Source organism: Gilliamella sp. Choc6-1 (genome assembly GCF_001690385.1).
Lineage (GTDB): Bacteria > Pseudomonadota > Gammaproteobacteria > Enterobacterales > Orbaceae > Gilliamella > Gilliamella apicola_A.
On the sequence record NZ_LZHI01000012.1, the window covers coordinates 103555 to 115913 of the forward strand.

The following is a 12359-nucleotide window of genomic DNA, read 5'->3' on the forward strand; positions in this document are numbered from 1 at the left end:
AAATAATTTGTTTTGCCGTTTAACAGCAAAACATGAAAATTAATTTAGATTGTAAAGGAATAAAAAATGTCACAAAACTACCATATTGCAGTACTTCCCGGCGACGGTATTGGCCCTGAAGTAATGAGACAGGCCTATAAAGTATTAGATGTTATCCGCCAAAAATATCAACTTTCTATTACTACTAGTGAATATGATGTGGGTGGTGCAGCAATTGATATTCATGGTTGCCCATTACCTAATGAAACACTTGAAGGCTGTGAAAAAGCTGACGCTATTTTATTTGGTTCAGTGGGTGGTCCTAAATGGTCTAATTTACCACCTGAAAAGCAACCTGAACGTGGTGCGTTATTGCCACTACGTAAACACTTCAAATTATTTGCTAATATGCGCCCTGCTCGTTTATATCAAGGCTTAGAAGATCTTTGCCCATTACGCACCGATATTGCTGAGCGTGGATTTGATATTTTATGTATGCGCGAATTAACTGGCGGTATTTATTTTGGATTACCTAAAGGACGTGAAGGTAGTAGTGCTCAAGAAAAAGCATTTGATACTGAAGTTTATCATCGTTTTGAGATAGAACGTATTGCAAAAATGGGATTTGAAGCTGCACGTTTACGTCGCAAAAAAGTAACTTCAATTGATAAAGCCAACGTTTTACAAACCTCAATTTTGTGGCGCGAGGTGGTCAATGAAGTAGCTAAAAACTATCCTGATATTGAACTTGAGCATATGTATATCGATAATGCCACAATGCAACTTGTTAAAGATCCGTCTCAGTTCGATGTTATTTTATGCTCAAATTTATTTGGAGATATATTATCCGATGAATGTGCCATGATAACTGGTTCAATGGGTATGTTGCCTTCTGCTAGTCTTAATGAACAAGGCTTTGGCTTATATGAACCTGCTGGTGGTAGCGCACCTGACATTGCTGGTAAAAATATTGCTAATCCTGCAGCACAAATTTTGTCATTAGCTTTGTTAGTCCGTTATAGCTTTAAACGTGATAATATTGCCTCAGCTATCGAAACAGCAGTAAATAAAGCATTAGAGCAAGGCTATCGTACTATCGATCTTGCACAAAAAGAACAACCTGTTTCAACTGATGAAATGGGAGATATTATTTGTAAGCTTATTTAATTGAATTAGCTATGTTAAATGTGTAGTAAAGGGATACTCAAGTATGCAGAATAAACTGCTCCTTGTATCCTTTTTAATTCAATTAATTATAGTATTAGTAAATAATGTCAAAGTTTAAAACTAATACCAGTTGTAAAAAATAATAAGGAATCTGCAATGTCAAAAACACTGTATCAGAAATTATATGATGCGCATGTCGTTTATGAGGCTCCAAATGAAACGCCTATTTTATATATTGATCGTCATTTAGTTCATGAAGTCACCTCTCCACAGGCCTTTGATAGCCTGCGTGCAATGAATCGTAAAGTTCGCCAGCCCAATAAGACTTTTGCAACTATGGATCATAATACTTCAACCAAAAGTAATGATTTAAATGCTTGCAGCGAAATGGCTCGCATTCAATTAACTGAACTGGCAAAAAATGCCAAAGAGTTTGGTGTTTCGTTATATGATTTACAAAGCCCACTACGTGGTATTGTCCATGTAGTCGGTCCTGAGCAAGGTATGACTTTACCGGGTATGACTATTGTGTGTGGTGATTCGCACACTGCAACACATGGCGCATTTGGTGCATTAGCTTTTGGTATTGGTACTTCCGAAGTTGAGCATGTATTAGCAACTCAAACCTTAAAACAAGGTCGAGCTAAAACTATGAAAATTGAAGTTAAAGGAGATGTTGTTGATGGCATTACCGCTAAGGATATTATTTTAGCTATCATTGGCAAAACAACCAGTGCTGGCGGTACAGGTCATGTAGTTGAATTTTGTGGTGATGTTATTAAATCATTATCAATGGAAGGACGCATGACGTTGTGTAATATGGCAATTGAAATGGGAGCTAAAGCTGGCATAATTGCACCAGATGAAGTCACTTTTGAGTACTTAAAAGATCGCCAATTTTCACCAAAAGGTGAAGACTTCGACAAAGCGGTTGCTTATTGGAAAACGCTAAAAACCGACGAAGGTGCACATTTTGATACAGTTGTGACGTTAGAAGGAAAAGATATCGCACCACAAGTCACTTGGGGAACGAACCCTGGTCAAGTAACTTCAATTGATGCAACAGTACCTAATCCTAATAATTTTGCTGATCCTATTGAAAAACACTCTGCTGAGCGTGCATTAGCTTATATGGGATTAACCGCTGGTACCAAAATGACTGATATTAAGATCAATAAAGTATTTATTGGTTCTTGTACAAACTCACGTATAGAAGATTTACGAGCTGCTGCGCAAATTGCTAAAGACCGTAAAGTTGCTGAAGGTGTACAAGCATTAGTTGTACCTGGTTCAGGACCAGTGAAAGAACAAGCTGAAGCCGAAGGATTAGATAAGATTTTTATTGATGCAGGATTTGAATGGCGCTTACCAGGTTGCTCTATGTGTCTTGCAATGAACGATGATAAATTAGCCCCGGGAGATCGCTGCGCATCAACCAGCAACCGTAATTTTGAAGGTCGCCAAGGACGCGATGCTAGAACACATTTAGTTAGTCCTGCTATGGCAGCAGCCGCAGCTATTACTGGTCATTTTACAGATATTCGCAAACCATTTTAAGGAGAGACTTGTCATGGCAAAATTTACAAAACATACTGGGCTAGTCGTTCCTTTGGATGCGGCTAATGTTGATACAGATGCAATCATTCCAAAACAGTTTTTACAGAAAGTAACACGCACTGGATTTGGTAAACATGCCTTTCATGAATGGCGCTTTTTAGATGATGCTGGCGAACAGCCTAACCCTGAATTTGTCTTGAATAAACCCCGCTATAAAGGTGCCAGTATTTTATTAACACGTGAAAATTTTGGTTGTGGTTCTTCTCGTGAACATGCTCCATGGGCACTTGCTGATTATGGATTTAAAACTATTATTGGTTCAAGTTTTGCCGATATTTTTTATAATAACTCATTTAACAATCAGTTATTACTGGTTAATTTATCCGAAGAAGATATCGATGAGCTATTTAAAATTGTCGAAGCTAATGAAGGCGTTGAATTTACCATCGATTTAGTTAATGAAGTGGTCATTGCCGGCGATAAGCAATATTCATTTAAAATTGATGCTTTTAAACGTCATTGCTTGTTAAATGGGTTAGATAATATTGGCTTAACCCTACAACATGAAGATGCAATTAGCGACTTTGAACATAAAATTCCAAGCTTTTTAGCTTAATTTTATTAAAGGGCGCAAATTGCGCCCATGATTAAAATAAGCGATATATATCCAAAAAATTTGAATTCAAATTTAAAGCTGTTTTCGTTGACTTGATGGTGGAATTGATAAGGCTTCACGGTATTTTGCTACGGTGCGACGTGCAATAATAATACCTTGTTCTTCAAGTATCGAAACTAATTTACTATCACTTAATGGCTTTTTACTATTTTCTGCCGATATATATTTTTTAATTAATGCTTGGATAGCTGTAGATGAAACCTCACCACCTGAATCATTATTAACATGACTTGAGAAAAAGAATTTAAGTTCATAAATTCCGCTTGGACAATGCAAATATTTTTGAGTTGTTACACGAGAAATGGTCGATTCATGCATATCAATTGCCGTTGCAACATCTGACAAAATCATTGGTTTCATGTATTCAGTACCATGTTCAAAAAAAGCTTGCTGATGCTCAACAATAAATTGGCTGACTTTTAATAAGGTTTCGTTACGGTTTTCGATGCTTTTAATAAACCAATTAGCTTCTTGCACATGAGATCTAATATATTGCCCATCACTTTCATTTGCTAATTTTGCCATATCAGCGTATTGCTGGTTAATACGTAAAGCTGGAACTGTATCGCTATTTAAATACACAATCCATTTTCCTTGTACCTTTTTTACCATGACATCAGGTATGACATAGTCTGGAGAAGCAGTATTAACCAAATCGCCGGGATAAGGTTGTAAACGTTGTATAAAATCAACAGCCTCTTTTAACTGTTCATCTGTTGTATTTAACACTTTTTTTAAGTTTCTATAATCGCGTATGGCTAATAAGTCTAAATAATTATCAATAATTTGTTTAACTAATGGTGGAGTGTCTAAATGTTGAATTTGAATAGACAAACACTCTTGCAACGATCTGGCACCAACACCGATAGGATCAAAATTCCATATTCGTTTCAATACTGCTTCAACTTCGGCAATTTCAACTTCATCATTACCTTGCTCTTCAAGTATTTCTTCTGTTGAAACTGTTAAATAGCCTCTCTCATCTATAGCTTCAATAATAGATACCGCTATCGCCCTATCTGTATCGCTAAAGGGTGTTAGTTCAAGTTGCCATTCCAGATAATCATGTAATGTTTCGTGAGTTTCACCTTGATAGATAGGCAATTCATCATTACGATAATCTGAGTTAGTTCCAGATGGAGTTCCAGCGCTATAAATGTCATCTAAAGATGCATCCAGTGGAATATCATCAGGAATTTCTTTGCTATCTAAAGCCTCACGCGTATCAATATTTTCTGTTTCATCGTTTTGTTTAACGTTCACTTCGTCATATTGATCATCAATTTCAAGCAATGGATTGTTTTCAAGCGCAGTTTGAATTTCTTGTTGGAGTTCTAAAGTTGACAACTGTAGTAATTTAATCGCCAATTGTAATTGTGGCGTCATCGATAACTGTTGAGAAACTTTCAGTTGTAAACTTGGTTTTATCATAATCTAAATTCATTACCTAGATAAACCCTTTTAACATATTCGTTACTTAGAATATCATTTGGGGTACCTTCAGCAATTAAATGCCCTTTATTGACAATATAAGCTCGTTCACAAACATCAAGCGTTTCACGCACATTATGATCGGTAATCAAAACACCCAGCCCTCGATCTCTAAGATGTTTAATAATATGTTTTATATCTATTACTGAAATCGGATCAACTCCCGCGAAAGGCTCATCAAGTAAAATAAACTTAGGATTGGCCGCCAATGCTCGAGCAATTTCAACTCGACGTCTCTCACCACCAGATAAAGATTGCCCTATACTGTCACGAATATGAGTAATATGGAATTCTTCAAGTAATTCTTCAGCTCGATTAATTTTTTCTCTTTTATCAATATCATTGCGCGTTTCTAAAATCGCCATAATGTTATCAATAACCGAAAGCTTTCTAAAAATAGACGCTTCTTGTGGTAAATAACCAATACCTTTTTGCGCCCGTTCATGTAAAGGCAAAATGCTAATATCATGATCATCAAGATAAATCTTTCCAGCATTTAAAGTAACAATACCAACTACCATATAGAAAGTTGTGGTTTTACCTGCGCCATTTGGTCCTAATAATCCAACAATCTCACCTGAATTTACAGTTAAGCTGACATTTTCAACAACGCGTTTTTTCTTATATACTTTGACCAGATTTTCCGCTTTTAAAATTGACATTTTATTTATTCATCTCTTTAATTTGGTTTGGGATGATAGTACTTTTTACTCTTTCATTTTTGCCTGGGTGCGCAGAAATTTGTTGTTTTTTCACATCATAACTAATAAGTTGACTAGTAATGTGATTATCTTGTTGAAATAATTCAGCATTACCTTTTAATGTCACATTATTTTGCTTCACATCATAAATAATTAGAGCAGAATGCCCCGTAACAATTTTATTCTTTTCAGGGAGTATCTGTTTAAAATTAACTGGTTTGCCATAAGCAGTAATTTTTTGTTTTGATGAATCTTGCATATCCGTAATAACGACTTTATCTGCAATAATGGTTAGCCCTTCTTGCACAACATGCACATTTCCACTAAAAGTAATCATATTTTTTTCAATATCAATTTGTTGATTGTCGGCGTCAATGGTAATCGGCTTATTATCAACAAGTGTTTTTTGTTCTTGTTTTTCAGCCGGTGATTGATTGTTAAAATCAGCTGCAAAGCAACTAAATGTTACAGGCAGCAATAAAAATAGTGAAATAACGACCTTTTTTTGCGAACTCATGTTTTACTTTACCTCAGTATTATAGTATGTTTTTATATTTTCTAGAATATCGGCTGTTTTGGCTTGTAAATCTCCATTTAATCCAATTCCTGTTGAATAAAATCCGGCTCCCTTAAGTATAACTGGATCTTTTGATGTCACATGCTGTGTTGTTAAATCAACTACCGCATTATCGGTAATTACTTGATGTAATTGTGCATCGGGAATCAAATTATCCAATTGAACATCTTGATAAAGGTAAATGAGTTTATCGTTAGTTAACGTTGCTTTTTTAGCACGGATATGCCATGTTGCTACATGATCTTTATCATAAAGTGTTAAATTAGGTAAATCAAACTCTGTATTTTCCGTATCATCAAAATACCAAACATGGGCAGATTCAATTTCATAAAGAATTTCGCCTGATATATCATAAACTTTTGTAATCATATCATCACTTTGATAGATCGGCGTATTAGGTAAAATTGCTGTTGGTTGTGTAGTTACATCATCATTTTTTTGATAATTATAATAGGCACCAATAATTATGATAAGAAGTAAAATATAGATTAAATTTTTTTTATTCATAACATAAGTTAATCACGCAATTAAAGTTAATTGAAATTAGGGAAAATTATTATTTTAATAAAATAAAAATTTCGATTATTCTACTTTATTTTTTATTAAATTAATATCGAACATTAAAATAATGTTAAATCGTTTTTTGGCAATAAATCAAAATTATTAACATGTGAGATGAACGAAGAAGCAGGATCCCCATTTTATTAATTTGTTTATTTGTCAGCTATCATTTTGAGCAATAATCTCAACATCTCCATTAGATAAATTTCAAACATAACCAACTAAACTTAGTTTTTGGGTTTACTGATAAGTAAAAAACGAAACCCTACACCTTACATACGACCGACAACATTTATTTTAACTTTCTTAATCATTTTGTAACCTTATTTTATTATAATTCGAACATATTTATTTTAATGATAAAATACTAATTTAGATTCTAAATACGAAATATAATTTCTTACCATGGTAAATAATTTATATAAAAAATAAATACTAAATTTCTAGTTTAATTTTAAACTCATTAATAACTTTACTATTACTAAATTTTTAATTATGAACTAAATTTATTTCTCAATAAAATAAACACGAATAAATAATTAAAACGATAGAAATAAAAATGTTATTAAAATATAGAAAAAGCCTGCTCTTTATTTAGCTATTTTCAATATTAAGCTACTATACCTTTGATTCATATTCTTTTGCCAATACTAAAATTGATTAAACAAAGAAATTGGCAGAGTTATTGATGAATTTAATGGTGGAAAGCCTATTATAACGGTAACATCTATAATGTAATTGGAAGAAATATTACTAAGAACGGTTATAACTTAGGCCAAAAACATCAACATGTTGAATTTATAAAAATCTATTATTATCAGTGTGTTAATCATAAATTATTCAAAATAACTATGGACATGTTGCCATGGTAAGTAAAGTAACTGACAACGAAATTCCATACCAAATGTAAGCAGTGCAGCAACTTCGACTTTAGTACTTAAAAATGGAAAATAAATAATAGAGAATTATGGCGTTTTAGGTTATTTACGAACATATTTAATTATTCCTTCAATATTCTTTTAAATGATTGTAACAAGCTATTTTTAAAATAAATTATCTTTCTGTACAAAAAGTTATAGATTCTAACTTACCTGATCATAAAAATGATCGGTAAACTAGAATCTCAATGCTACTTATAAATAACAGAATTTATAAACGTAATAATTGGGGTTGGTTATAACATGTTTTCTTCATTAACTATACCTATAATTGAGCCATAATTAATTATATTTTTAACATTAGATTGAATATAGATCGAATTGACTAGACCATGCCAATCATTTTTAAAATTATCAGCTTTTAAACGGATATGCATATCTGATAGTAATTTTCCTTCATTATATATATCCTTTGCACTAATATTTATCATATTACCCATATTTATATAGCCATAATTAATGAACTCTGTCGCATTAATATTGATATTTTCCGATTTTATATTTCCTTCCCAATCGTTTTTAAATTTATCGCTTGTTACAATTATATTATTGTTAGCCAAAATTTCTCCATTATTATATATATTATCAGCATTTATATTTAGATCATTTGTAGCAGATATACTTTTATAGTTTTGGAACACTCCACCAATAATATCAATGTATTGCCCAATAACATCACCTTTCCAATCATTTTTAAATCGATTACTACTTATTCCTAACGAATTATTTGAGGATAATGTGCCTTGGTTATACACATCATAAGCATTGATATTTAGCTCTTTTACAGCACTGACTTCTTTATGATTATCAAATTTTCCACCTACTATAGAAATATAATCAGCTTTTATTACACCATTCCAATCATTCTTGAAATTATTACTTTTAATCGTAACATCTCTATTAGCTAATAATTGTCCATGATTATTGATATCTTGAAGGTCAATAGTTAGTTTATTAATTGCATTAAATGTACCATAATTTGTTAAATTAAAATCCCCCCCCATATCGTATTGAGTTAACCTAATGTTATTAGCCTTTAATTTGCCGTTCCAGTCATTTTTAAAGTTATTACCTTTTATTAATAAATTATTTCTTGCCAATATTTCGCCTAAATTATATTGCTCTTTATTGTCTAAATGTACTTCATCAACACCGCTGACTAATCCGTAATTTTCAAATTTATTAGTTAATAAGTTAACAAGATTAGCTTCTATTTTACCAAACCAATCGTTTAGTAAGTAATTACCAGTCATACGCAAAATCTGAGATACTTTAAGAATGTTTTCATTTTTGACTTTATTAGAATCAATATATAATTGTCGGCCTAAAATTTCACCATGACTACCATTAACAAACTCTTCAGCATCAGAAACTTTTATTATTTCACCATGTATATTTCCATCGTTGAATAATTTTTCTGTATTAAAAGTCATAAAGTCTTCAGAATAAATCGTTCCTCTTTGTTGGTTAATAATATTTTGACCATATACAGCGATATTAAATTTTGAGAATAACTTACTAAAGTTACTTAAATCATTTGTATGGATCTCTAATTTAGAGCTAGCATTAATCTCACCATAATTCTCAATAGCTTTTCCTATCAAATTAATATCAATTGAGTCAATAACGCCATACCAATCATTTTTAATTTTGCCACTTGAAATGGTTATTTTTTCTGCTGATAAGTTACCGTTATTTTCGGTCTCTGACGCAGTAATTTTAACTTCGCCATTTGCTTTGATAACGCCATAATTTTTTCCTACATCACTATTAATAGCAATATTTTTTGCTGAGATTTCACCATTATGACTATTTGTAAAATCTTTACTATCAGTTGTAATAGTTTTTATTGCAGTCAATTTACCTTGATTTCCTATCCAGCTTCCTGCTTTTAAATCAAGATTTTCTTGAGCAACAACACTACCTAGGTTTTTAATTTCTTCTTTACTCGTAAAAGTAATATTTTTTTTGCTTATTGCATTACCATGGTTTTCAATACCTTTATTACTAATTAACTCCACATCTTGTACTGCATTGATATTGCCTGAATTAATTATTTTACCGTCAGCAGAAATCAAAATTGAACCAGCACTTGCTCCTAATCGACCATTATTACGCACTCCTACTCCATCTTCAGTACCAATCATTTTTATTTTACCTGCATACATACCACCTAAAGCTGAAACATCAATACCAAACTCTGGTTGATCTAGATTATTAAATCCGTGTTTCTCGATATTATTAAGTTCAGCATTTACATAACCTCTGCCTGTTACAACAGTTATTTCTTTATTTGCCCACAAATCAGCGTTAATAGTTACACTACGCGCTATAATATCTGTATAATCTTGTCCAGTATTTTTTAGACCATTACCTGTAATTTCAATATGCCCACGATCAACTTGATAACCTTTTAAATTTCCATCCTGTAATATGGGTTTACCTGTGGTTAACGTCGCTCGCTCGGCATTTATAAAGCTACATCCATCGCAGGTTATACCTGCTGGATTAGCTATAATTACTTGTGCTTTTTGACCAGCTACTTCGATAGCCCCATTTAATTTACTAATATTCCGCGAGTTAACTTCATTTAAAATAACTTTGGCACTATTTTTTAATAATGGATTACCAGCAGTTAATCCAGCCAACTGAGTCTTTGAACTATTAACAGAGTTATTAAGAATTACTCCGTGTTTTGACACATCAAATTGAGTATATTTATTGTGCGATACACCGCGAGTATTCGGTGCTGCAATATTGATAATTGTAGTACCATTATTAAGTTGGCGAATATGAGGTTGTTGATATTGATTTGCATATGAATCGACAACAATATTGTTAGCATAACTTGATTCAACTATACTGATCATCCCTAATGCAGCATAAGACAGAAAAACCAATGGTTTTAAAGCGCATAATTTTGCTCTTTTAGTCATGTTTTCTTTGGTATTATTAACTTTTGCTTTACAACTATTGCTTGCAATTACTTGATGTGATTTAGCAATTTCCGATACAACTACAAATAATCCACGCGCTTTATTAAAAACGATTCGATAAAAACTTTTGTTCATAATTTATTTCACCTTTTATTTCTTCTCACCTAAATTTTCTAAAATAAGAGCATATTCACTTTTATTTCTAAAAAAACTTATAGCTAATATATATATATCCGCAATTAAACAACAAAGATAACAACTAATATTACAAGCTTACCAAATACGCAATATTAGTTCCCTACTACATAAAAAATAACATCTACACTATATAATTCATTTATAGCTAGATAAAACTAGTCACAATTTTTAATGTTTTACTACAAGTTATTACTCTCAATTAAAGCAATCTTGCCATTCACTTATTGAAAATCTATCTAAACTATTAAGAAAACTATATTTTAAGTGTGATGAATTCAGTTTTAAAAATTCAATTATTTCCAAATCACTATTTAATAAAAAATTTAATTATTAATATGTTATTAAATATAATTAATAACATAGTTATCTTTTATTGTGCGTATCATAATTTCTCACTGAAATCTACTATGTCAATACGTCTAAAAATATCAAAAACTCATATATGTCATTTACTACAACTCGCTCATTCAATGAGCTTCTTATACTTTTAATTTTTGTAATTAATAGTAAAGAAATTTAACACGATTTAGATAATCCAACCTTGATATGATAATCATTAAAATAATATTTGGTCAAAGGTTTTATTTATAATTTTTTATTTTTATCACACTATTCATTTAATAATGGTTTACTTAATTTTCCACACACAGTAGTATCCAATTTATTAATCATGCAAAGGAATATCTGCAAACATGTAGTAATAATCAACAGGTCGGTAGCCTTTTATACCTATTGTCCAACGGATTAACGTTTCCCTAATAAATACTCGGCATTACTATTTGGTATTTCTTCTATCATCTACCTCATATATAACTTCATTTTTTCTAAGGCATTTGCTATTATTTTTATATTCTCGGTTAAGTTTATATTAATTTTATTATCTATTTAACTTTATAAAAATATTAAAGAATTAAAAAATTTTCTAATCAGATAGAAATGTAATAAGATCTATTAATTGGCAATACAGCAATAAAAAATTTAAGTAAATAGTAGGCAAATATTTTGATCTTATTAATTGATAACTATGACTCCTTTACGTTTAATATTTACGATTATCTTTGTCGAGCAGGTGTTAAGGTTGCTGTTATCAAAAATGATGAAATGACGATTGAACAGTTAAAAAAGTTAACTTTTTCTAAAATTGTTATTTCACCTGGTCCTGGAACACCCAATGATGCTGGTATATCACTTTCAGTGGTTGAAACGTTTGCTCACTGTTGTCCTATTCTTGGAATTTGCTTAGGGCACCAAGCTATCGCACAACATTTTGGCTATTCGATAACTAAAGCCCCCTCTCCCATGCATGGCAAAATCGATGAAATCACTCATGATAGGCAAGGCTTATTTTTAGGACTTAAAAACCCTCTTTCTGTAGTACGTTATCACTCTTTAATTGCTTACAATAAGCTTTTGCAAAAAAATTCACCACTAATCGTCACTGCACGTAACAAACAAGGACTAATCATGGGTCTACGTCATAAAACACTACCAATTGAATCAGTTCAATTTCACCCAGAAGCCATAAAAACCGAATCAGGATTGCAAATGATGTATAACTTTGTTCATAAGTGCTATTAA

The 12359-nt window shown here is 31.7% G+C and carries 9 protein-coding genes; 4 read left to right on the forward strand and 5 right to left on the reverse strand.

The annotated features are described in order from the left end of the window. The first annotated feature begins 66 nt into the window (after positions 1 to 66). The 3 genes from leuB to leuD all read left to right on the forward strand — a co-directional run bounded on the left by leuB (position 67) and on the right by leuD (position 3319). Entirely contained in the window at positions 67 to 1146 is a 1080-nt protein-coding gene (gene leuB, locus A9G36_RS00940; protein WP_065568788.1) for a 3-isopropylmalate dehydrogenase, read from the forward strand. Between the two features lie 156 nt (positions 1147 to 1302). Beyond that, positions 1303 to 2703, forward strand: coding sequence for a 3-isopropylmalate dehydratase large subunit (gene leuC, locus A9G36_RS00945; protein ID WP_065568789.1), 1401 nt, complete (start codon positions 1303 to 1305; stop codon positions 2701 to 2703). Between the two features lie 13 nt (positions 2704 to 2716). Continuing rightward, positions 2717 to 3319 carry a 3-isopropylmalate dehydratase small subunit gene (gene leuD, locus A9G36_RS00950; RefSeq protein WP_065568790.1) on the forward strand — a complete coding sequence of 201 codons (603 nt, stop codon included), beginning with the start codon at positions 2717 to 2719 and terminating at the stop codon, positions 3317 to 3319. Between the two features lie 72 nt (positions 3320 to 3391). Here the strand turns inward: leuD and A9G36_RS00955 are convergent, their stop codons facing one another. The 5 genes from A9G36_RS00955 to A9G36_RS00975 all read right to left on the reverse strand — a co-directional run bounded on the left by A9G36_RS00955 (position 3392) and on the right by A9G36_RS00975 (position 10718). After that, positions 3392 to 4807: an RNA polymerase factor sigma-54 gene (locus tag A9G36_RS00955; protein ID WP_065585275.1), complete on the reverse strand. Its 1416-nt coding sequence runs from the start codon at positions 4805 to 4807 to the stop codon at positions 3392 to 3394. Further along, positions 4807 to 5532, reverse strand: a complete 726-nt coding sequence (lptB, locus tag A9G36_RS00960; RefSeq protein WP_034943566.1) for an LPS export ABC transporter ATP-binding protein — start codon at positions 5530 to 5532, stop codon at positions 4807 to 4809. Before lptB ends, A9G36_RS00955 begins: the two co-directional genes overlap by 1 nt. A 1-nt stretch (position 5533) precedes the next feature. Next, positions 5534 to 6088, reverse strand: coding sequence for a lipopolysaccharide transport periplasmic protein LptA (gene lptA, locus A9G36_RS00965; protein ID WP_081295246.1), 555 nt, complete (start codon positions 6086 to 6088; stop codon positions 5534 to 5536). 3 nt (positions 6089 to 6091) lie between these two features. Beyond that, positions 6092 to 6655, reverse strand: a complete 564-nt coding sequence (gene lptC, locus A9G36_RS00970) for an LPS export ABC transporter periplasmic protein LptC (protein ID WP_065568791.1) — start codon at positions 6653 to 6655, stop codon at positions 6092 to 6094. 1228 nt (positions 6656 to 7883) lie between these two features. After that, positions 7884 to 10718, reverse strand: coding sequence for a two-partner secretion domain-containing protein (locus A9G36_RS00975; protein WP_065585272.1), 2835 nt, complete (start codon positions 10716 to 10718; stop codon positions 7884 to 7886). 1065 nt (positions 10719 to 11783) lie between these two features. Between A9G36_RS00975 and A9G36_RS00980 the strand changes: the two genes are divergently transcribed. Next, positions 11784 to 12359, forward strand: coding sequence for an anthranilate synthase component II (locus tag A9G36_RS00980; protein WP_034943573.1), 576 nt, complete (start codon positions 11784 to 11786; stop codon positions 12357 to 12359).

Coding starts and splice junctions, on each gene's coding strand:
- leuB (WP_065568788.1), top strand. CDS start 67: ATGTCACAAAACTACCATATTGCAGTACTTCCCGGCGACGGTATTGGC.
- leuC (WP_065568789.1), top strand. CDS start 1,303: ATGTCAAAAACACTGTATCAGAAATTATATGATGCGCATGTCGTTTAT.
- leuD (WP_065568790.1), top strand. CDS start 2,717: ATGGCAAAATTTACAAAACATACTGGGCTAGTCGTTCCTTTGGATGCG.
- lptB (WP_034943566.1), bottom strand. CDS start 5,532: ATGTCAATTTTAAAAGCGGAAAATCTGGTCAAAGTATATAAGAAAAAA.
- lptA (WP_081295246.1), bottom strand. CDS start 6,088: ATGAGTTCGCAAAAAAAGGTCGTTATTTCACTATTTTTATTGCTGCCT.
- lptC (WP_065568791.1), bottom strand. CDS start 6,655: ATGAATAAAAAAAATTTAATCTATATTTTACTTCTTATCATAATTATT.
- A9G36_RS00975 (WP_065585272.1), bottom strand. CDS start 10,718: ATGAACAAAAGTTTTTATCGAATCGTTTTTAATAAAGCGCGTGGATTA.